The organism is Allorhizocola rhizosphaerae (genome assembly GCF_003426775.1).
GTDB classification, from domain to species: Bacteria; Actinomycetota; Actinomycetes; order Mycobacteriales; family Micromonosporaceae; genus Allorhizocola; species Allorhizocola rhizosphaerae.
This window is the reverse complement of record NZ_QJUG01000142.1, coordinates 1-22,204: the sequence shown is the minus strand read 5'-3', so window position 1 is coordinate 22,204 and position 22,204 is coordinate 1. Positions and strand designations below refer to the sequence as shown.

Annotated in this window: 16 protein-coding genes and 1 pseudogene; 9 read left to right on the top strand and 8 right to left on the bottom strand. The window is 62.5% G+C overall.

The annotated features are described in order from the left end of the window. Positions 1 to 261: pseudogene (locus DM816_RS26905) on the top strand (hypothetical protein); the annotation flags it as partial. Positions 262 to 348: 87 nt separating this feature from the next. Here the strand turns inward: DM816_RS26905 and DM816_RS26900 are convergent. Further along, a complete protein-coding gene (locus DM816_RS26900; RefSeq protein ID WP_117213187.1) occupies positions 349 to 588 on the bottom strand; it encodes a hypothetical protein in 240 nt (79 codons plus the stop codon). A gap of 126 nt (positions 589 to 714) precedes the next feature. Next, positions 715 to 1,566: a tyrosine-type recombinase/integrase gene (locus DM816_RS26895; RefSeq protein ID WP_211588866.1), complete on the bottom strand. Its 852-nt coding sequence runs from the start codon at positions 1,564 to 1,566 to the stop codon at positions 715 to 717. 296 nt (positions 1,567 to 1,862) lie between these two features. On the opposite strand from DM816_RS26895, the gene DM816_RS26890 reads away from it, so the two are divergent. The 3 genes from DM816_RS26890 to DM816_RS26880 all read left to right on the top strand — a co-directional run bounded on the left by DM816_RS26890 (position 1,863) and on the right by DM816_RS26880 (position 5,468). Then, positions 1,863 to 2,837, top strand: a complete 975-nt coding sequence (locus tag DM816_RS26890; protein ID WP_117213186.1) for a hypothetical protein — start codon at positions 1,863 to 1,865, stop codon at positions 2,835 to 2,837. A gap of 93 nt (positions 2,838 to 2,930) precedes the next feature. After that, positions 2,931 to 3,890 (top strand): pentapeptide repeat-containing protein, encoded by a 960-nt coding sequence (locus DM816_RS44680; protein WP_162907878.1) that lies wholly within the window; start codon positions 2,931 to 2,933, stop codon positions 3,888 to 3,890. A gap of 1,158 nt (positions 3,891 to 5,048) precedes the next feature. Then, positions 5,049 to 5,468 (top strand): hypothetical protein, encoded by a 420-nt coding sequence (locus DM816_RS26880; protein WP_117213184.1) that lies wholly within the window; start codon positions 5,049 to 5,051, stop codon positions 5,466 to 5,468. Here the strand turns inward: DM816_RS26880 and DM816_RS26875 are convergent. Then, positions 5,451 to 6,713 carry a CHAT domain-containing protein gene (locus tag DM816_RS26875; protein WP_117213183.1) on the bottom strand — a complete coding sequence of 421 codons (1,263 nt, stop codon included), beginning with the start codon at positions 6,711 to 6,713 and terminating at the stop codon, positions 5,451 to 5,453. The two genes, DM816_RS26880 and DM816_RS26875, sit on opposite strands and share 18 nt — an antisense overlap. Further along, positions 6,710 to 9,343, bottom strand: coding sequence for a tetratricopeptide repeat protein (locus DM816_RS26870; protein WP_162907877.1), 2,634 nt, complete (start codon positions 9,341 to 9,343; stop codon positions 6,710 to 6,712). The genes DM816_RS26875 and DM816_RS26870 overlap by 4 nt, the downstream gene beginning before the upstream one ends. A gap of 918 nt (positions 9,344 to 10,261) precedes the next feature. Between DM816_RS26870 and DM816_RS26865 the strand changes: the two genes are divergently transcribed. Beyond that, positions 10,262 to 11,457, top strand: a protein-coding gene (locus tag DM816_RS26865; RefSeq protein WP_246002268.1) for an IS3 family transposase whose coding sequence is annotated in 2 segments (ribosomal slippage) — positions 10,262 to 10,540 and positions 10,543 to 11,457 — 1,194 coding nt in all. Because the reading frame shifts where the segments join, the coding sequence is not laid out codon by codon here. A 576-nt stretch (positions 11,458 to 12,033) separates the two neighbouring features. Further along, positions 12,034 to 12,963, top strand: a complete 930-nt coding sequence (locus DM816_RS26860; RefSeq protein ID WP_162907876.1) for a P-loop domain-containing protein — start codon at positions 12,034 to 12,036, stop codon at positions 12,961 to 12,963. Between the two features lie 294 nt (positions 12,964 to 13,257). Here the strand turns inward: DM816_RS26860 and DM816_RS26855 are convergent, their stop codons facing one another. Then, entirely contained in the window at positions 13,258 to 14,307 is a 1,050-nt protein-coding gene (locus DM816_RS26855) for a PIN domain-containing protein (protein WP_162907875.1), read from the bottom strand. Positions 14,308 to 14,631: 324 nt separating this feature from the next. Here DM816_RS26855 and DM816_RS26850 point away from each other — a divergent pair, with 324 nt between their 5' ends. Next, positions 14,632 to 15,051, top strand: coding sequence for a RusA family crossover junction endodeoxyribonuclease (locus tag DM816_RS26850; protein WP_117213179.1), 420 nt, complete (start codon positions 14,632 to 14,634; stop codon positions 15,049 to 15,051). Further along, positions 15,048 to 15,854, top strand: coding sequence for a hypothetical protein (locus DM816_RS42925; RefSeq protein WP_162907874.1), 807 nt, complete (start codon positions 15,048 to 15,050; stop codon positions 15,852 to 15,854). Before DM816_RS26850 ends, DM816_RS42925 begins: the two co-directional genes overlap by 4 nt. Before the next feature lie 29 nt (positions 15,855 to 15,883). Here DM816_RS42925 and DM816_RS26845 read toward each other — a convergent pair whose 3' ends face one another. The 3 genes from DM816_RS26845 to DM816_RS26835 form a co-directional block, all read right to left on the bottom strand. After that, positions 15,884 to 19,384: a DEAD/DEAH box helicase gene (locus DM816_RS26845; RefSeq protein ID WP_117213178.1), complete on the bottom strand. Its 3,501-nt coding sequence runs from the start codon at positions 19,382 to 19,384 to the stop codon at positions 15,884 to 15,886. After that, the gene (locus tag DM816_RS26840) at positions 19,369 to 20,199 is read right to left on the bottom strand and encodes a hypothetical protein (RefSeq protein WP_211588865.1); all 831 of its coding nucleotides are present in this window, start codon (positions 20,197 to 20,199) and stop codon (positions 19,369 to 19,371) included. The genes DM816_RS26845 and DM816_RS26840 overlap by 16 nt, the downstream gene beginning before the upstream one ends. 101 nt (positions 20,200 to 20,300) lie before the next feature. Then, complete coding sequence (locus tag DM816_RS26835; RefSeq protein ID WP_162907873.1) at positions 20,301 to 21,368, bottom strand: hypothetical protein; 1,068 nt, start codon at positions 21,366 to 21,368, stop codon at positions 20,301 to 20,303. Positions 21,369 to 21,462: 94 nt separating this feature from the next. On the opposite strand from DM816_RS26835, the gene DM816_RS26830 reads away from it, so the two are divergent. Next, a partial coding sequence (locus DM816_RS26830; RefSeq protein WP_117213188.1) for an IS630 family transposase occupies positions 21,463 to 22,204 on the top strand: 742 nt, incomplete at its 3' end.

Below are 22,204 nucleotides of genomic sequence, written 5' to 3'. Positions count from 1 at the left end.
GGCAACACGGACGTGGTCTTCGGCTACGGCAACGCCGTCACCGACCGGCCTATCACCGGAGACTGGGACGGCAACGGCAACATGACCCCGGGCATCGTGCGCAACGTCAACGGCGAATGGCAATGGCACCTACGCAACGACAACAGCGGCGGTTGGGCATCCATGTCCTTCGGATACGGCAACGCAGCCACGGACTCACCGATCGTCGGCGATTGGGACGGCAACGGCACCGCCACCGTCGGCATAAACCGACACAGCTGATATGCCCAGCCGGTCGAGGCGGCACGCCAGAACGCTCAACCGACCGGCCACGACGCTCACCTTCCTTCGCGGATCTCATGATCCGGTTCAGGATTCCGTGCCGTTGCCTCGGTGGACGATCTCGACCAGTTCGTCGCGGATCATGTTGGGCACCTTCGACCAGGCGAGCCGGGCGGCCTCGAGCGCAACGTCCGCGACGCCGCACGACTCCCAATAACCAAGGAAGTCCTCTGACGCGTAATCTTGACCAGCGTCGGTGTAAACACGACGATTCGCCGCGTCGGCTGGCTCGTCACGTTTCAGCGGCTCCTCGATGGCGGCGCGCACGTCTGCTCGAAGCTCGGCCCCAATGAACGCCTATTACACCGCCTTGAGCGCGCGGTGCACACACTACTCGGCCTCGGCCGAATGCTGGTCCACGTTAGACGGTCGTGACCGCGTGCTGACTGTTGATCATGTGCCGGAGGCCATGAAGGCGGCCAGGATGTAGTTGGCGTGCCGGTCGAGGTTCTTGCGTGCCCGGTCGTAGCGCATGGTGGTCCGCGGGTCGGCGTGCCGTGCGGCGATCTGCGCGTCACGCAGGCTGACCCCGGCATCGAGCATGGTGGTCACGTACGTATGGCGCAGCATATGCGGATGCATCCGGGCGATCCGCACCCCCGACGCCGCAGCAAGATGACGCAACCGGCGAGTCGCCGCATGCCGATCCATGCGCCTCCCACGCACATTGAGCAGGATCGGTCCGCTGGTCCGATCACCAACGGCGCGGTCGATGGCCCGACCGACCGCCGGCGGTAAAGGCACCCGGATGGTCTTGTTGCCCTTGCCAAAAACGCGCAGGACACGGTGGCCGTGTTCCTCACCCAGATCGGCGATATCGGCCTGGCAGGCTTCGAAGATCCGCAGCCCGAGAAGGCCGAGCATCGCCACCAACGCGTAGTCGCAGCGGTTGGTGGAGGTTCGGGCTGCCACGATCATCGCCTCGAACTGCAGATGCGACAGTCCCAAGGTGGGGGATTCCGCTGGAACGCTGGGCCGGCGGACGTAAGCAGCTGGTGAGGTGGCAAGGACGGTGTCGATGACGCACGTGCGGTAGAAGCAGGTCACCACCGACAACCGCCGAGACACCGTGGACGGCTTGAACCGACGGGTCTCCTGTAGCCAGCGCAGGAATAATTCGATGTCGACACGTCTGACTTGAAGCGGATCCAGCTGCCGCTCGGCGCACCAGCGCAAGAACACCTGAAGATCCGACTGGGTATGGGTACGGGACTCGCCCTGATACCGCGACAGGTGCGCGGCCACGGCTATCTCCAGGAGCCTACTCTCGCCATCCTGCATGATCTCATTGACGACCGTCATGCCTCGACGATCACCTGGAATCAGACGACTCGCCCGACCTCACTCCCACTCACGCACCACCAGCGGCAGATCCGCGCATGTTGTCACGCAAAGGCAGCTCAGCGAAGCTGATCCCGGCCCGCTCCGCTGAGGTAGGCGTGTATCCGGCAGTCATGCCATCCCATGTCCGAGCGTCAATTGCCAGCGCTACGCCCAGCCCGGGCCGACGCGATGATGGGACGTCGGGCATCATCGGCGGGGTGACGATCACCTCGCCGCTGCAGTGGCTTCGTGACGTGTCCTCGCCGTTGACCGAGGACATGCTTGCTCCGATGGACCCGCTTGGTACGGTCCAATTCTCCAGCGGCTTGACCGACGCCGACTACGCAACTCTCGGGCAGTGGCTGGCCGACTATCCGAAAGTCATCCTGCGCGCCTACTTCGGCGGTGGCGACCCGCCCATCACCAACCTGGACTTCCTGCGCTTCTTCCCGAACCAGCGCGCGTTCGAGGCTGACGCCTACGGGCTGGCCGACATCGAAGGGCTCGGGTATCTGCCCGATGACGTCTTCCACCTCGGTTTGGGCGCCACCAAGAAACGCCTGTCGCTGGCGCCGCTGCAGCGCTTCGGCCACCTGCGGCGCCTCACCCTGGAAGGTCACACCAAAGACATCGAGGTCATCTCCGGCCTGCAAAGCCTTACCAGCCTCACGTTGCGGTCTGTCACGCTACCCGACTTGACCATTCTGACCCCGTTACGACAACTGCTGGCGCTCGACATCAAACTCGGCGGCACCCACAACCTCGACCTGCTTCCTCAAATCGGCCGGCCGCAATACCTCGAACTGTGGCAGATCCGCGGCCTACACGACATCTCCGCCATCGGACGGCTCGACACCCTGCAACACCTGTTCCTGCAAGCCATCCGCCACATCACCCAGCTGCCGCCACTACACGCGTGCACCCAACTGCAACGCATCCACCTGGAGACGATGAAAGGCCTGACCGACCTGACCCCGCTACTGACGGCGCCAGCCTTGACCGACCTGATGCTGGCCGACATGGGCCACCTCCACCCAGCCGACATCACCGTCCTGCGCACACACCCCACACTGCAACGAGTCGGCCTCGGACTGGGAAGCACACGCAAAAACACCCAAGCGGCGCAACTGGTGCCACTACCACCCACCAGTTACGTACACGGCCACCCGACCCTCGACCCCCGCCACACCTAAACCAACCCACCCCGTCGACTACAGAAGATGCCCGGGTGTCGTTGTGCCAACACATCCGATGGCCGGGGTGCGGAAAGCCGGTACAACATTGGAGTGATTCTCAAAACCGGCCGGACGGCAAGGTGGCGTGTCCTGGCAGCCTCGGTGATTGGCGTAGCCGCGGCAACCATCCTGCTCGTTTACTTTCCCACCTGGGCGTATCCCAACCTGGCAGGCCCCGATTTCGCCCTGATCACCGACGTGCAGCGCCGCATCGAGCTACAGCAGGCGCAGGGACAACTTCAGAACAGCCTACGGACCATGCTCCTGCAAGCACTGGCCGGCATCGTGATCATCATGGGTGCGATCGCCACCTGGCGACAAGTCCACATCAGCCGAGACGTCCACGTCACCCAACAGTTCAGCCACGCCGTCGACCAGATCGGAGACGACAAACTCGACGTACGCATCGGCGGCCTTTACGCCTTGGAACGCATCGCCCGAACCACACCGGACGAACGAGTCACGATCATGTTCATGCTCGGTGCGTTCATCCGCCACCGCTCACCATGGCCAGACACCACGGCAGGCTCGCCTGAGCCGCATCCCACCGAAACCGTCGACCGGAAAGTGCCGTGGCTGCGAGTGCGCAAACCGGACGTACAAGCCGCCATGAACGTGCTCTCACGCAGACTGGTCGACCCGAACGCGGCGCGGCTATATCTTGCACGAACGGACCTACGCAGCCTCCAAGTCAACGACGGCTCCCAGTTCACCAACAGCAACTTCAACCACGCCAACCTCGCCCGCGCCTGGCTGCGCGGCGCCGTCCTCGACCGCAGCGGCTTCAAAAACTGCGACCTGCGGCTGGCCAACCTGAATCAAGCAAGCCTGGTCGGCGCCGACCTCAGACACGCCCATCTCCAGCAAGCCGATCTCAGCGGCGCCGACCTCAGCAACGCTGACCTGCGCGGCGCCAATCTCACCGACACAAACCTGACCGGCGCCAACCTAACCGGGATCCGCACCGACGACTCCATCATCTGGCCCCACGACCACGACCTCACATCCTGAGCATCGTCGAGCGCACTTACCCGACCACCGGCACAACCGTCCAGATCGTCTGATACATAACGGTTCCAGACAGGGCCAAGCACTATCCGAATAGAGCATCCATGTGAAACGAGCGACAAACATCAAGCCCTTGTTGCCGAGTTGACCGATCAACTGGCCCAAACTGTACCGATCATCGACAGCCGAGCGGACTTCAACGCTCGGTTTGCGGCAGATCCGGGCATCAAAATTGCTGGGAAATTAACTGTGGGCTTGTCGGGCTTGGAATTGCCGGGTGCTGTGACGAGGGCGTTGGCCCGCGTTGTTCAGGCTGGATGCGACGCATCGGCAGCAAGCTCGTTGCGATCGGCCAAGAAACGCGGGTATTGACGTCTTGAGCTTCTCCGTCTCGTCGACATATTTGCGCGGCCACGCTGCGTCGGACTCGACCATCGCTGCGTTGATCTCACGCAGCACCTCCCCGGCCCGTTCGGAGAACGTCACCACGTTCTTGCTTGTCCGGTCACGCTTGGTCAATGCGAAGCAACGGAGGAAGATCGCGGCACGCGAAGCGCCACCGGCGCGCGACTGTTCGTTCGGCGTGGGTTCTCGGGATACGGAGGGGATCGCGCTCCCCGCACTAGCGATCAATATCTCGTTGCGGGTTGGACAAGCTCCTGTACGAGCCCTCAAGGCGAGCCCTCAGCACGTCGTTGTCCCTGTCGCGTCCTCCCGCGTCGGCAGGTGCGGCAGGCGACGGCGGTGTGGCCGCGGCGATACGCCGCCGGGCAGCTGCCCACCGCTGCGCCTCGTCTTGGTCACCTCCGCAGGCGCGTACTAGCGCAATCACCAAGTCTTCCCCAGGCAACACATTCAACCCGCCCAAAATGGGGAATTTCGGCGAGCCACTCTGAGGACGATTCCAGAGCCCAATCACCCACGGCTCGATGGGCCACACCGCAACGCGCCCGCCTGATCACGCCTGTACGTCTTAGGCTGGATCTCCTTCTACAACAACAAAAGACGCCACTCCACGCTGAGCTACCTACGCCCAGCCGCCGACAAGAACCGCCTACCCTCAACCGCTATGCTGGCCCTAACCGCATAAACCCGGTGTCCAACTTAACGGTAAGCCTCACTTCGAGACGTCGTGTCAGGAGGAATACAGTGCCTCGTACGGTGGTGCCACCAGCCCGTTTCCGCAATGCCCAAGAGGAGGCGATCGGCGGTGATCAGTTCTCGGTACGCTTGGCCAAGTACGTTCCAGCAGAGACGCTTGCATTCTTCGTGCCGGTCGCCGCAGCGCTAGGCGCCGAACACAACAAAATGCTGGTCGCGGCACTTGTGGTCGGCCTGGTGGGCACCGTTCTTTATTTATGGCTCGCCGCCCAGCGCGCCGAGCCAGACGAGCGGCCGTTGCCTCACTTCTACTTCCTGGCCGCTGCGGCCTACTTATGCTGGACGGTTGGCACCAGTCCTAACGTCGCCGCACTGATCCAGCTGAATGCGACCGTCGGCGGGGTGGTGCTGACTGGTGCGGTCTTTCTAGTTCCGATGCTCGACGAAGTTGGCAATCGCCTGTTACGTCAATCCACGTGAGCCCCGGTATACATCTGGCCGCCTCCGATCAACCATCAACTCCACATCGCCATAGATGACGTACAGAATGCCCAACGGATTGCGGGTGTCGCGCATCAGGTCGCGCCGAGCGTGAACAACAACCGCACCTAGGGGGTGCGCACCCTGGAGGAGTCGGCCGTACAGGGCGTCTGTAAACGCCGCCGCTACCGCATCGGGCACCTTGGTCTCGGTGCCGATGAAGGCCCGGTGCCCGTAGCTGAGAAACCACCGCGGAAACGACAGCGCAGTGGTCGGGTTGGTTCGCGAGGACGCGCAAGCATCGAGCACTATAACCGCGCGTGATTGAGCAGCATGCTGTGCCTGATAGAAACGGTCGTCGTATTCCGCGCTCAATTCGCCAAGCGTGATGGTCCGCTTCTGCCTTCGCCGCGTGCTTAACGTCAGCATGTACTCGTCGTGTCGACCCGTGGTGTCGCAGTGGCAGGCGAAGTGCTGGATTTGCACAGGTGGATCCCCAGGCTCCCCGCCGTCCAACGACCGTCCATGATAGAGCGCGTTCACCAAGGCCTGGCGGAAGGCCGCCTTGCTCTCCGAGACAGGCCACGGCCCCTCCAGGCGTACTGCCTCGGTCAGATGCCCTAGCAGGCCGGGATGTCGGTGGCCACCGAACCGAGGACGGTGTCGGAAGAACTGCACTGGCAGTAGTGGATCGCTACGCAGCGTGTGATCGCCCGTGACAGAGTCGCGCGTTATGCGGTGGACTACCGCGCTGAAGCCCAGGAATCGTGCGGCGGCGCGACGCAGATCGTCGTCGATGCGGATGTCGGGCATCGGTCCGAAGTCGAACACCGGCAGTATCTCCAGAGGCAATGCTCCATCGTGGCAGAAAAACTCGACCGTTGGCAGTATCTGCTCGCGATCCCAGTCAGCCGCAGCCCACGTCGGCCACGCTTGCCGGAATGCATGTTGTAGCCTTAGCACTCGATCGCGGTCAAGCTGGGTCAGCAAGTGGGCGAGCTCTCGACCCTTATGCAGCAGGATCCGAAGGGCGGTCGCGGCCTGGCGCAGGGTCGGTCGCCGACGCACGACGGGTTCCACAACCCGCCCGAGGTAGTCACCGGCAAGAGTGCGCGCTGCGTTAAGTGCCGCGCTATCCGGTAGCGGCAGGTGCACTGTTGCGTCGATAGTAGGAAAGACGAAGCGGACCTCCTGCCCAGGGCCGAATGACCGGGACAACACCTCCACTCTGGCGATTACGGTCACGCGTGCTCCGTTGCGCCGTTGCTTGAGGCAAGAATCAGCTCGATGCTCTGCAGAGTGCGGCCGGCCTGGCTAACGCGCACCCACAGCCACGGCGGGTTGGCGAACCAACGGGACACTGTCTCGTATCGGAACGAGATCTCTTTGCTGCCCTCTGCGGTGGTAATGGTCACAGGAGTTGCAGATCGGCGAAACGTAGGTTGGTCGCTATCTACCTCGATCTCGAACTGAACCCTCCGTCGATCGACACCGCCGGTGACAACCAGCGGCTCGGTCAGCGGCAACGACGGCTGGACTCCAACAGCGACCACCAGATTGAAAGGGCCGAAACCTGCGCGGAAGGTACGACTGGCCGAAACCGGGATCGAGCCATCGGCGTTGCGGACGTCTACGCCGATCCAGCCGTTAAAGTTCACCCGAGGAGGCCCCTGGATCGCTTCCTGGACACCGTTGCGGATCAACTGCTCCAGCCGTAGGGAGACGCTGTGCTGCTCTTGAATCACACGTTGGATGTGCCGGTCTGCGGTCGCTAGCATCTGTCGACTTATGTCGTCGATTCGCCCTGTTACCAGGTTCAGGACTAGCTCGGCCAGCGGTTGTGCCCAGTCGGTGGGGTTGGCCGTTAGCTGCGGCTGCAGATCGTGTTCGCGTACTCGAACCAGCTCGCCGATCAAGGCAGGGCCTACTGGGCTAAATATGATTCCAGTTGCTGGCATCCCATCGTCGGTGAGACCGAACCGACGGATCCGTTGAGCGCCCATCGTGTCCCCCATACGCTCGTACCAATCGGCCAACTCAGCCAAAGCCTCAGGACTGCCGCGGTCGACCGCCTCCTTCGCGAATGCCAACGCAGCGTCAAGGTCGCCTGCCTCACCGTGGATACGTGCCAGCGCTCGGAGCGCCTCGACGTCGCCTTTTGCGGCCGCAGCGCGATAGACAGCATGAGCGCCCTCAACGTCGCCGATCTCCAACCGCAGTGCGGCCAGGTCTAGCTGGATGTTCCCAATGCCACGGTCGACTGTGTCCCGCAACAGCCTGATCGCGTGGTCAGCATGCCCGGCTCGGGCGATGCAGCGGGCTACAGTTCGCATAGCGGTGCGGTCGCCTCGCTCGGACGCCCAAGTTGCCAAATCCCATGCGGATGCCCAATCTCCTGCATTGGCCTGGAAAACCGCCAGCAGGGTCAGCGCAGCGGGTTCATCGCGTTGGGCGGCCTGCCACGCCAGTTGCTCGGCAGCGTCAACTTGGCCCGCTTCGCTATGTGCTTGTGCCAAGCTGATAAGGACGCTTGAATCGCCGTGTTCAGCAGCTAGCTCGGCGAGGGACCGCGCTTCGGTAAAGTCCCCGACCTCCATCTGTAGCTTAGCGACCGCCGAAAACCCAGATGCGTCACCGCGTTCGGCGGCAAGGTTGGCCAGCTCCAATGCCCCATTTAGGTCCTGTTCTGCGGCAAGCAGCTTCGCCAGGCTCCCTAGGGCGGATGTGTCACCGAGGTCAGCAGCCACACGAAATAGATGTTCGGCTGTGTCCCTGTCGCCTGACTCGACGAGCAAGTTGGCCAGCGCCACTCGAGCTGCGTCGTCGCCGCGGTCAATTGCCTCGTGGTACAGCGCCATCGCGCCTGGCCGGTCCTCGGACTGCGCCCGCAGCAGCGCTAAAGTCCCAAGTACGCTGGGATCCCCCCGCTCCGCAGCCTCTCGGGCCAGCGCGTGCGCGGTGTCCGAGTTACCGGCGCCCTGCTGCAAGACGGCCAATTCGCGCAGAGCCACCACGTCGCCGAGTTCCGCCGCCTGACGGTAGATCTGGGAGGCCCGCTGGAATCGACCGCGCCGTTGCGCCTCGAAGCCAAGGCGGCGCAGTCCCTCGATATCGGTAATGGTGTTGGAGACGGCGTCCCAAAATGCGGCTGGCGGAACCACGCCGGCGCGTTCGATTCCGCCCACTTGCTCAAGGTAATCGGCCAGCCGGTACGCGGGTCCGCTGATCCGGTCGCCTGGCCGCGGCTGCACCCGGGCGAGCAAGCCTGGCGTCCCACGAGACGGTCGTGCGGCATAGGCTAATGCAGTTTCCAACCAGTCGGCATCACTGCGTGCCCACTCATCGTCCGTGAGATAGCTGGGAACGGCTCTCTCCAACAGGCCGTATGGGACGACCGCTATTGAGCCCAGCCGCCGCGCGTCCATAGCAACGTGCAGCACCGCCCTGGTCTCGGGAGTGGCAGCGCGATAACGCGCCATGAGCTCGGGAGCACCGGCAAGATATTGAGTGATCCGCCTATCACCGTGCTGAGCGGCATCGCGAAGTCGAGCGTCGGCACCGACGGCGAGCACTCTGGCCCGCTCCGCTTCGGAGAACGTCTCCGGAACAAAGATGACACGGCCAGCGAGCAGTTCCCGGGCTTGGCTATGAGGATCTGGCTGACCTGGCGACGGCATAGCTGTCAGCTGCTGCCATACCTCGGGCCACATCGTGCCTAGTACCAGTACAGGTGCGCGGTTAGTATCGGATAGCAGGGCGCGCAGTCCAGCCGCGATCCGCTCTCCACTTATCGCGTTTGGATTGAGTAGGTAGTGCTGAAGCTCGTTCAGCCAGAGGACGGTGTGCGGACCCACCACATCGATCGACCGGGCCAAGGCCTCAGGCCGTGTCGGATTGTATGGATGCCACAGCCACCACCGCTCCGGCAACCCCCGCACGGCTTCCCAACACGCACGGGTTTTCCCGGTCGCTGAACCGCCTACTAACACCGCGAGTTGACTATTCCCGGCCGCCGCCCCGGCCACCGCTGCACGGAGCTGGGCATCGTGATCACGAGCCACGTACGGCGGTAAGACACCCGCCAAACCAGGTTCGTCGGTCTGGATGGCCGGGTGCACCTCTAGCTCGAGGGGCGAGCAGGCATGAATCGGTCTGCCAAGTCGGCCCGGCGCGAAGAGCGGTCTTTCGCGCCGCCGAGAGTGCCGTAGAGCTGCGTCATGCACGCGCAGCCACCACTCCGTCCCGCGTGACTGGTAATCGGCCGACTGCCGCGTGGCACGATGCTCGAGCAAAGAAATAAGCCGCAGCAGCATGTGTGTGCCACTTGGCAGGTAGCGGCCAGAGAACCAGCCGCTGAGAGTTGAAATGCTCGCTCGATCATCCGCTGAGTCCTTAGCAAGGTCGGCTGCAATGGAACGCAAGGACGGCCTACCGGCTGCATTCAATAGGTTCTGTAGCTCATCGCTGAAGACCTTGGATGGATTCGACGGCTCGGTCATCCGAGCCCTTTACCGAAGACGCCGGGGCAGGAGCCTGAAAATGCAATGATGCGGACGCTCGACATACTGGCACCGTAGCGTCGCGTTGCCGTGATCGGAAACGCGACACCAGTCAGTAACGGCGGACCGCTGGCTACATGATCCACCAGCACGGCCCAGTAGCGAGTTGAACTCCATCGCCGGCCACTTGCCGTCTCATGGTTCTAGCATCGATTTTTCACTTTGGTTGAGGTTTGCCCTTTGAGGTGGACACCCTGAAACTTGGACCTGTTGGTTCAGGAAGGGAATGTCCAGGTGGGACGTCGATCGAAGTATTCCGACGAGTTCCGGCATGACGCGGTGGCGTTGTACCGGGCGTCGGATCGTTCCAGCGTGAAGGCGGTCGCGGACCGGATCGGGGTCAACCACGAGACACTGCGGCAGTGGATCAAAGCTGCGGACGAGGCCGACTCGCTCAACGGGTCGGCTGGCGGGCTCAGTGGCGACGAGCGGGCCGAACTGGCCCGGCTGCGCAAGGCGGAGCGGGAATGGCAACAGGAGCGGGAGATCCTGCGTAAGGCGGCCCAGTTTTTCGCCAAGGAGATGAAGTAGATGCCTGCCGTTGGGCCTTCATCTCCAAGCACCGCAACACTTTCGGTGTGCAACGGCTGTGCCGGGTACTGGCCGTGAACCGGTCTGCCTATTACAAGTGGCTGGCCGGCGCCGAGGCCCGAGCGAGCAGGGCAGCCGCTGACGCCGAGCTGGTGGCGGTGATCCGGGCCGAGCACGCAGCCTCGGCCGGGACGTACGGCGTGCCCCGGATCCATGCCGAGCTGCGCGACCAGGGCCGTAGCGTCAACCGCAAGCGGGTCGCCCGGTTGATGCGCCGCCACGACATCGTCGGGCTGCACCTGCGCCGCCGGTACCGGACCACGATCCCCGGCAAGACCGCAGTGCCGGCCGCCGATCTGCTGGCCGGCGACTTCACCGCTGACCGGCCAAACGTGAAGTGGTGTGGGGATATCACCTACCTGCGGGTGGGCCGGTCATGGATGTTCCTGGCCACGGTGATCGACCTGTACTCACGCAGGCTGATCGGTTACTCGATGGCCGAGCACATGCGCGCCGAGCTGGTCATCGACGCCCTGCGTCACGCGGTCGCCGCCCGAGGCGGCCAGGTCGACGGCGTCATCTTCCACGCCGACCACGGGTCGCAGTACACCTCGCAGCGTTTCACGAAAGCCTGCGCCGCGTACGGTATCCGCCGCTCGATGGGCGCTGTCGGATCGAGCACCGACAACGCTGTGGCCGAGTCCTGGTTCGCCGCGCTGAAAAGGGAACTGCCTCACGGCGCTCGCTGGGCAACGCCACAACGCGCCCGGCTCGACGTGTTCGCCTGGATATCCTTCTACAACAACAGAAGACGGCACTCCACACTGGGCTATCTCTGCCCGGCCGCCTACGAGAACCCAACCAAACCATCAACCACTATGCTGGCCCTGGCTGCATAAAACCCGGTGTCCACCTCCCGGGGTAAGCCTCAGGTGGTCGTGTTCCCGACAACTGACACCAGTCGATCATGATGATTTGAGACGCTATCTTGCGAGCGTGCAAGGTAGCTGAAGTGTTCGTGGCCCTGGACGGTATCCAGTCCGGGTCGACCGGGCTGCCGGATCCGCAATCGCCCGGCTGCGGGCGCGGGTGTGAAGGATGCGTCAGCCGCCATGTCATCCGGATCTGGTGCCCGCGGACGCCGCCGCTGCACGCCCGTCCTGGCCCGTCGATGACGGTATCGAACAGCGAGGAAGTTGCTGGATGTTGGAATACTGGTGTCGTGTTAGTGGACCTGCTGGGCGGGGCGATCGTCGGATGGTTGGTGGAACTCGGCGGCGGGGCCGTCGTTTCTGCAGGAGCCACACGCCGCAAGCTCGTAGCGCTGTCGCGGCAGCCGTCCGGGATGTTCTCTCGGAAATCCAGGATGATGCTGCCCGGGAGAGCCTCAAGGCGGTGCTGCGTGAGCGCTTCGCTGAGCCACCAGCCGTATCCGCTGTGGACGGTGCGGATCTGCGGATGTGGATGCCGCTGCAGTGTCAAACCAGCTGTCTTCACTGGCTAAACCGGTGGAGGCTGCTGGCGGCGAATCCTATCTGGATCAAAGAGGCGTGTCATATCCGTGGCTAACCGGCCGATTGCACGAGGCGATCATCTCGGCGATCTACCAGGTGGCATCCGCGGGCGACTTCGGCGTGCTCGCCACACGACTTGGCATAGAGGAGCTGCGTGAGCTTCTACTGCGCAGCCAAGACCAGCAGGCGTTGCCGCGGCCATCTGCGCACAGACCGGCCCGGTCGAACTACGACCGCTTCCAGGTCGCGCGAATCGCCCCGGCCGAGTTATTCGACCGAGACGCCGAGCTCGCCAGCTTCTGCGCGACACCGGCGACCAACTCGTTCGCACTTTGGCAGGCACCCGCATGGGCTGGAAAGTCGGCGCTGTTGTCGTGGTTCGTGCTGCACCCGCCTGCGGATGCCGAGGTCGTCTCCTTTTTCATTACCGCCCGCTACAAAGGGCAAAATGACCGTAGCGCCTTTATCGATAACGTACTGCCGCAGTTAGCTCAGCTGCTCGGCGAGCCTATGCCCATGTTTACCGAGTCCACTGGCGAGATCATGTTCCTGGACCTGCTCTCGCGCGCAGCGGACCGGTGTACGCGCCAAGATAAGCAGCTCATACTCGTTGTCGACGGCCTTGACGAAGACCGTGGTGTGACAACAGATCCGTACGCCTACAGCATTTCGGCGCTACTGCCGTCACGGGTGCCTGACGGTCTCAAGGTCATCGCCTCCAGTCGACCACAACCGCCCATACCACCCGATGTGCCCGAAGATCATCCGCTCAGGCAGCCTGGCATTGTCAGGCTGCTCGACATATCTCCGCACGCGGCAGTGCGGCGAGCCGACATGACCAGAGAGATCAAACGCCCCTTGGCTTGCTCCAGGTCTTCATCCTCGCCTTGATACTTCGCTGCCTGAGCGGCGATGAGTTCTGGCTTGAGCCTGGCGAAGTCATTCCAGGTGCGTACATGCCGGTGGACGTAGTCGGGGTCGTAGTTGCGCAGATGCGGCATCAGCAGCTCGTCACACCGTCCTTGCTGATCTACCGGAATCAGGACTCCGCTCGAACCGCCCCAGACGACGGACATCGAAGCCAGAGCCCGCCGCTCGGTGTCGATCCATACCGGATCGGCGGTGTATCCGACTGCCGTTCGCGATGGCCGGACGGATACGGTGGCGGTGCGGTACTCGGTGGTCTCAAGCGATGACAAGGTTTCTGTCTCCTGTTGATGCGCGTCGGCCGAGCTGGTAGATGTCGCCGGGAAGGCGTACGAAGGCAGGATGGTTCTGCATCGTGCGCCGCAAGGCTGCTGCGGATACGCGGAAACCGGACGAGACAAGCGCGTCGCGTAATTGGCTCGGATCGAGCGCCCTGCCGCAGCGTGCCAGGTGCCGTGCGCATCGTTGTTCCAGCGTCGGGTCGCCGACTGTTTCCACTATGACCAGGGCGCTGCGCGCTTTATCCCAGTGGTCTGCGAAGGCGTTCGCGACCTCCATCGCTGGAGCGATCATGTCCACCACATGTTGACCCAGCGCACGCCAGCGCTCGGCCTTGTGCCACCGGTAGCGGTATGCCACCGCGAGAACAATTGCCAGCGTTGCTCCTGCGAGCAACGGGTGCCTCCGCGCCGATTGAACCAGCGCTCCGCAGCCGTGTAGGCCCAAATGTGCCGCCGTCCCGAGCAGCGCCAAGCCATCGGCGTAAGTAGCCTCGATCCCCGCAGCACGCAAGAACGCGGTGGCGTGCTCGATGGCCCTCACCGCCGCGACCGCGTGCCCGAACTTCGCGAACACCTTGTCCGTTGACAGGATCACGGCCGGCGCGAGCAGTTCGGCCAGTGCGATCGTTTCGACATCGTCGACGTCGCCGTCTTCGCTCATGATCTGCCGTGCCCGCGGGCTCAAAAGGTCTCGCACAGCGAGATCGACAACAGGCACATGTGGCATGATCTGGCCCCACAAGATCGACTCCGCGTCGGCCGGTGTCGCCTTCGTCCGCGTAGCCACCCTGGGCAGATGCTCAGCCAGTTCACCTGGCACGTGCGCGCCGACGAAAGGATAGGCCCGCCCTGTCATCCGCAACCCGGTGACGAGGTTTTCCCTGTTACCGGATCGAGCGGCGCTACACGCGAGGCTTAGCAGCAGATTGGCGTCGATCACCGGGATGAGGGCAGGTGCATGGACCAGCATCGGGTGACGGGCAGGCGCCATGCGCGGCGGTAGGTCCCAGTTCAGATCAACGACCATGTCAGCCATTGTGAGCCTCATGTCTGGTTCAGGCCAGTTCATAAACTTGCCGCATCGGTACCCTATGCAGCGTGAGCAGTGCTCATTGCCGCCTCACGGCGCTGCCGCTCCCGCAGGAGGCGCTTCCCCTCGTAACCCACAACATGGACGATATCTGCTCAGATGTCCTGTTCACGAAACGCGATACGGCCCATATGGGGGTAATCGGCGATACCTCTTGGACAGAGGTTTTATTCCCGGTGATCGCACAGCCTGTCCGGCACCTCCATCGTTTTGTGGGCGAGAGTAGGTGGTCACGAACGTCCGCGCGGGGAGGTCAGCCAGGTGCCGTCGGTCCACTTTGTGGTGCGCGGCGGACTGTTCGTCTCCTGCCAGGACAAGAACCCAGCGCGGCGTCGGCGTGCGCAGGCGCTCATCGCGGCTGCGGGCCGAGAGGCGATGGCCGCCGCTGGTCACAGCCTGTTTTTGGACCGGGTTCAAGTCTCGGCAACCCTCTTCTACCTCGTCTTACGGCCAGACCCCGCCAACGTCCAGAAGGACATCCTGGATGCCCTTGAAGGCGTCGTCTACGCCAACGACCGCCAGGTCCACGCGCCGATCACCCGTGCCTTTAACCTTTCGGAGGTTGAACGCGTCGAGGATGATCCTGGCGGCGTCAACGACGAGTTAGACTTCCGCCGACCGTTTCTCCACATCTACGTGACCACGGAAGTGGACTGGACGACTGCGGTGGTGACCAAGTGATCAATGGTTGGTTGGCCTACCGCCAGTTGCTGGAGTGCGTCCTCGGAAAGTACTTCCTTGAGGGTTTCCGTATCGATCATACGTTCGACTCAGGCGACGATGATGGCGCGGATCTCGTGCTGATCAATGGCCCGAAAAAGATATTTGTGCAATGCAAGACTTATCACGCAGAGCCAGTGTCTCATGCAGCCTTGAATCGGAAGGTGCGAGAATCTGCGAAGGCGGCGGGTGCTCGGCTAGACATCGCTGTAATTCCAGTCGCAAGACTTCCATTTACGCAAGAGATTGCCGAGTTCGGCTCTCAAGCTGAGCTGCTTTTTGAACACCATCCAGATGCGGCGATGATGTTGGCATACTCTGCTTTTGAGGCAGCTCTATATAAAACCATTTCGGCATATGGTGATGCTTTCGTCTGCCCACCGTCACCGTTGCAGCATCTAGTAGACGTCATCGCGAGTCATGATGACTGGCCGGATGTCGATGAAACCTTACTAATGTCAGCTATTGATCGCCGCAATCGCATTGCTCATGGATTGTTTGCAGCTGAGACGGTTGTTCGGCCTGAGTTCGACGCTCTTATCGCGACAACAAGACAGCTCATCCAAACTGATCAATCACGTCTTACAGACACGTTGGAGTCTGCCTTTGATTCTGCTGCCATTAAGCATTCTTTGGCTCGAAACTATGACTCTCTCACCCGGTATTTGGCTGACCGTGAATCGGATCGAACAGGAATTGGCAGCACTAGTGAAATGGTCTCTCTTGCCAGGACAGTGACTGAAAGCGTATTAGCAGCCAGTTGACGGCGTTTCGTACCTGGCTGTACGTCTTGTCAGCGGATCGCCAAGCTGATTGTTAGGCGCGCTGGGATCTCTGTGTCGTCGATTTCAACGTCTATCGCAAGTCCGGTTTCAAGTACTGACATCAAATCAGTATGATCATGAAGGCTAGTGGTAGCGACGGCGGTCCGCCCTGAGTACACCATCAGCGGTGCTGGATGCTGCTCGCCGTGAAGCGGTTCGAGACTGAGGGTTCCGCTCCACTCGGACTCCAATAGATCGGGGATGTCAACTTCGACGGACCCTGCTTCCAGCAGTGATCTGACCAGACTCCGGCTGCGAAGCCGCGTATATTCCAGAAGGTCAAGGACCTCCGATGCGCTGGCCTGATACCGGTCTCGCCATGCGGCGATACCCATGCCTGCCAGCCAGTTTCGCAGATGTTCATGCGAGGCTTCCAGATCCGCTGGAGTGTCGCGAACTACTGCATGCGCCAGCCGTCGTGAGCGGATACCTGATGTCATCAGCATGAGGGCGCCCGGGTCGCTGACCCCGTAGCGGATGTAGCCGCCTAGTTCGGGGCATAGTCGTAGTTCGCTTTCAAGTTCGTCCAGGCGCCGGTTGACGATTTCGATGAGCGCTCCTACGGTCCATGCCAGATAGTGCTCGAAGTATTCGGTCACTGTGTTGACCAGAAGCTCGATTCGGTCTGCCCCGTTCTCCATATGGCCCAGGTGATTTGATGCGAGCTGGGTGAGCGGGACGCCTTCGATCCACTCGACTAGTAGATCGGCGGGCTTGACGGTCTGCTCGTCGGTACCTTGTCTTCCTGCTCCGAGCCGCCAGGGCTTCCTGTTCTCGGGAAGGGCTAGTAGCCGGTCGATGATGTTCCGGAGAAACCGGATGGCATATGCAGGATCGTCGATCGGTCCGAGCGTTCCTTCCCAATCGGCGTCTAGGATCGCTCTCACGATGCGACGGGCCAGGCTATCGATAGTTTTCGCTGATCCTACTGATGTCCCGGTCCGTGCCCAGCGCCGCCGGGCGTCTGAATCCGTTGCTATATAGGCTTCTTGGACGGCGGCGGCGATGCGTCGGCATCTGCGGCCGGCGTTCGCTGATTGGTGGCTGGCCAGCGTCGCGTCGGCGATCTCGTCTGTGTCGATCTCTTCTGGATCTGCGCCGGAATCTTCTTCGGCGGTGAGCATGAACCAGACGAAGGCGACGAAGTCGGTGGCTGCCCCTGATCCGGCGTCAAAGATGGCGTCCTGACCTTGCCTGAGTTGCTGCTCCAGTTGAGCGAATTCCTCAAGTGCACTTTCGGTCACGAGCGAGGAGTTCACAGCAAGGTCATCATCTGTGGGGTCAAGCAAGCGGAAGTCGTTGCTGCTTGCGGGTTGTGGCCGTACGACGACGATCCAGCCCTCGGTTTCTTTGCCTGCTCGGCCGGCTCGTCCCATCGCGTTGACGAGGCGAGCTCCTCGTAGCTGGGCCTCCTCGTCTTGCCAGGCTGAGTTCGCGTCGTAGATGACCACCGTCCGTACGGGAAGGTTCACGCCATCGGTCAGGGTCGATGTGCAGGCGAGGTAGGGCAATCCATTGTCGCGGACCGCATCTTCTAGGGCTTCTAGGACTTCGCTGGGTAGTCCTGCGTGGTGGTAGCCGACTCCACGCCGCAAGACGTCAACGAGTGGATGCTCGTCACCAAGCTGGACTCGGACGAAGTCGGCCAGCGGCGCGAATGCCGGGTCCTCCTCGAATTGGTCAGCCAGTCCCCGGGCCAGCCGCTGGGCGTCATCTCGTGTAGTTGTGACGACTAGAACCGGGCCGGCGTGCCCCAGATCTGTGATCATCTCGCTGGCGATCCGGTAAAGCGGCGTTGACCGGCCTTGATCCTTTTCAAGTCCGCTCTGCTTCAGCGCAGGGGTCCTCGCCTTTCGCACCATCACCCAGTCGGTATCGGTGACTTCGAGGCGCGCCGTTCGACGATCAGAGAGGCGCAGGCGTATTAAGCCGGTAAGGCTAGTGACGAGCCGATATGGCCATGCTCGACCCCGGATGGACTCTGCCCGGGTGCTTTCCCAATCTGCTTCGGTGGAGAATGCCGCATACAGGCGTCGCGGACCTCTCCATTCTGATTTGAACACGACCGGCGGGGTATGCGGGCTGATCCACTCGGCGATGCCTCCGGCGTTACCCATTGCGGCAGAGATCAGCACGATGCGGTGGTTGCTGTCCCGGGTGGCGTAGTGGAGCGCCGAGATGACCTGTTCGAGCGCAAAGCCGCGGCCGCTTTCTTTGATCAGCTGGGCTTCATCGAAGATGAACATGCCGAAGGTCTCAAGTACGGAGCCCATGTCGTGGCGCATCATGTGCAGGAGCCGCTCCGGGGTCATTACTTCGACATCGGCCGGCGGTGCGTCCAGCGACCCAAAAATGAAGTCATCCAGGGTCGGGTAGTCAGGCTGGTCGTATCCGGTCTCTTTCTGGAGCAGGCGAACGCGGCTCGCCATCGAGCGCCTGACTTCCCGGCCGAGGCTGCGTGTCGGGGCGACATAACAGACGCTTGTGTTCCCGCTGGCTAGGTGAGCGACCGTAAGTAATTGTGCCATAAGGGTTTTGCCGCCGCTGGTCGGTACCGCGAGCACCATCCTGCGTGTGGCACGATCGAACGGGGACGGTTCCACCGCTAGCAGTTCGCGCTGCGGGCTCCACAGGGTCAGCACGGGTGGATTGCCAAGCGTGAATGCTTGCCGGGCAAGGTCCGGTATCCCAGGTGGCACGAGATCCATGTTCCATACCGATCCGGCTTCGGCTTCTCCGGATAGCGCCAGCAGGTGCGCAGCGACCCACCGTGCGTTGAGCTCTCCCGGCCCGGCTTCGCCGACCGCTGCTGACCTCAAGCGGGTGCGTGCACGCTGGAGTCGGTATCGCTCCCCGCGGGTCAGAAACGCGAGCAGATCATCGGCGCCGAGCACGACCATGTGCGTCGTGCCGTACGCAGTAGTGGTCAAGTCGTCGCGGCGCATGGCCCTGGCGATGGCGTCTAGTTGCCTGCGCCACGTGGTGAGCCAGGAAAGCAGCGTGCGCGTCTCGTAGCCGAGAAAGGCGACGCCCACCTCAAGGGCAAGCGTCTCAAGGTGATCATCGACGGGGGACTCGATACTGATGTCATCCCTGAGTCGGTTCATGATGGCGGTCGCGTTGGGTTCGCGGTCTGCACGCCGGTATCCGATGGAGCTCGCGAAGCCAATCGATAGGCGCTGTTCCTTGGTCCAGTCGCTTCGGTTCAGTGCGAGGTCGAAGATGTGAGCGCTGACCAGGAATGCCTGAGTCTGACGGTGCAGCGTGTAACGTTCGCGTGCCCTGTCGACCGACGCCACTGCGTGCAAATACCAGGCAGCTTCTAGCAGTTCGTTGGGTAGGTCCTCTTCTTGGAGGAACAACTGGACTTCGACATCACCGAGTAGCCGCTGTAGTTCTTCGGCAGTGGGTATCTCGCTCCGGCCCGCCAGCGCGCCTCGAAGCAGCTCGATGCCTAGAGCCCGCTCCACACGATCTCCCTGACCCTAATGGCGAACGCGGGAAAGTCAGGCACTGCCACGACGATGCTCTCTGTTTGCCCTGGCGCGGAGTAATGCGGGAATGCGGTCAATATCGATCCGAAGGTGTTCGGACCGCTGGGCGCGTGCGCCGCTGAGGTCCCAACCGAAACCCCGACTCCGCCGCGGTCGTTCCCATCGAGCCACAGTTCTACGACCTCTTTGAAGAGTTCAGCGACTTCGTCGTCGGCTACCGTTTCAGGTGCCGCCAGCTTGGCCAAGTACTCCTCGCCCCGCAGTTTGAGCTGCTCACTTGCCCTGCGGATAGTGGCCGAAATACGTGCGCTCGAATCGTGCTTCTTGATCTCCCACAACCGGAACACCAAGGTCCCATTGCCAATGCGGTAGACAGCCAGCCCGTCCCCGCCTGGTTCTGTTGTGTCGGCCTTGAGCGGTGGTATGTAGGCCAGTTGCCGGCCACCGCTACACACCGTCCGCTCCGTCATCAGGCGATGCCACAGGAGCTCAGCCACGTGCCCCTCAAGATGATCTTTGTGTGAGGGTTTGCCGGGCAGCCCGAATCCGATTCGCGCGTACACTTCGATCGTCCGACGGCGCAGCGGCGTGTGATCCGGTCCGCCGTCACGTTTATCACGCCAACTGGTCAGAACATCGCTCGCGTCTCCCAACCGGAGGCGCATCGTGTCATCGGCCAGAATGTGGGTCGCGGCGGCGAAGTCAGCTGCCGAGAGGGCTTGGCCGCCGATCGCATACTGCACAGCTGAGGACACCGGTCCTGGTGTGAGCGACAGCAGCGAGGTCAGCACGGGCTGCGTTGTTGGCACGTGATCTGTCTACCTCCTGGGCGCAATTGAGCATTATTCATTCTCGGTGGACGGCCTGTCCGGTTCCAGCGACGCGCCGGGCGTCAGCTGGCCGGTGGGCTATCGCTTCGTTGAGGTCGAACTAGCGCAGCGGCGACCGGGAAACCCAGCGGTGTTTGTGGAGGCACGGTTCCGCTTACCGCCGGCATCATCGGACCGCCGCTCGGTGCTTCAGCAGTCAGGACGCGCAAAGGCGGTCTGGACCCGTATTCGCCACCTGTTTCGGGAAGCTCGACGACGACGATCCCCGCCAGGCGATCCGTCAACTCGGGACCGGGCATGACACCCCGCCGAAGGTTCAGGACGTAGTCCGGGATCTCCCGGCGGAGCCCGCGCAGGACATGCGGCAGGTAGGGCTCCCCGAAGTGGCCACGATCAGTTGGCAGCCTGCTGAAAGCCATCTCACTGTCAAGATCCAAGGCGCGATCCATCACTGCCGGGCTGAACTGACCCATACGGATCTGGGCTACCGGTCGGAGTAGAGCCTTGGCGATCCGCCGCGCCCCTGACTGCGGATTGGCCAGGAACCGGCGCACCTCGTCGGGCAGCTCACGTCCCGACGGGACCACGATGTTGCCATCGGGTGACAGTGGATTGGCGACCTCTTCCAGCGGCATCGACATGCAGTAGGTCAGCTCAGCGTGGTCGCGGTTGTGCCGGTAGTTGTTCGCCGCGAGTGACGCGATGATCGATACCCCAGCACGGTCGCGCTGTCGACAGCTATGGCCGCTCGGGTGATCCCGGCCGCATTCGAGCTGTGCACGGAAGGCGGCATCGCCGCAGTACAGCACATGTGCCGCGGGCACCCCGAGGAAGGCCGCGGTGTCCAGCAGCAGGGTCGTCTGCGTCTGCCCGGCGGTCGCCCCTTGGTACCGGAGGTCGAGCGAGTACCGGCCACTCTTCGTCTTCTTCAATGACTTTGCTTGGCTTAGCAGGCCGAAGCAGTCCCTGGACCGGTCGATCCACCACCACAGCCAATCAGCGCCGAGTTTGCCTTCTTGCGGCCCCGTAAACGGGTAGACCTCGATCTCGGGTGAGGCATGGCGCAGAAGTAACGCCGTCACGTCTGTCTCTTTCCATGTCCCAAAGCTGTGGTACTGCCAGTTCATCATGTCCTCGGCCTGAAGCCGGGCCCGGACGAAGGCGCTATAAGGATCGCTAGTGTGATGTCTCGTAAATAAGTTGTGGTTTGGTAGGCTGCGGACCATGAGTCGTCCGCCGGCTGCGCCGTTGTCTTTGTTGGATGGTCAGCGTGAGGTGTTGGAGTCGTTGGCCCGCTCGCGTACGGCCGCGCATCGCCTGGTGCAGCGGGCGCAGGTGTTGTTGCATGCCGCTGATGGGGTGTCCAACAACGACATCGCGGTGCTGGTGGGAGTGTCGCGGCCGACGGTGCTGGCCTGGCGTGCCGAATTCGCCGAGCACGGCTTGTCGGACATGGGCAAGGTGGCCTCGGGCAGGGGCCGCAGACCGACGATCCCGCAGGAGACCATCGATCGGATTGTGGATTTGACGTTGCATCACCTGCCGGCCGGTGCCACGCAGTGGTCGTGCCGGGCGATGGCCAAGGCGGCCGGAGTCAGCCCGGCCACAGTGCAGCGGGTGTGGTCGGCGCGAGGACTCAAGCCGCACCTGACAGAGACGTTCAAACTGTCGACCGACAAGCGGTTCGAGGAGAAACTTGTTGATGTGGTCGGGCTGTATCTGAACCCGCCCGACCAGGCGATCGTGTTGTGCATGGATGAGAAAAGCCAGATCCAGGCCTTGGACCGGACGCAGCCCAGCCTGCCGCTCAAACCTGGCCGGGCCGGCACGATGACGCATGACTACAAGCGGCACGGCACCACAACGTTGTTCGCGGCGTTGGACGTGTTGACTGGCAAGGTGATCGGCAAATGCTTCACCCGGCATCGGCATGACGAGTTCCTGCGGTTCCTGCGCACGATCGACA

Excerpts from the sequence above, each read along its gene's own strand:
- DM816_RS26855 (WP_162907875.1), bottom strand. The coding sequence starts at position 14,307 with ATGGTCGTTGATCTGAACTGGGACCTACCGCCGCGCATGGCGCCTGCC.
- DM816_RS26835 (WP_162907873.1), bottom strand. The coding sequence starts at position 21,368 with ATGATGAACTGGCAGTACCACAGCTTTGGGACATGGAAAGAGACAGAC.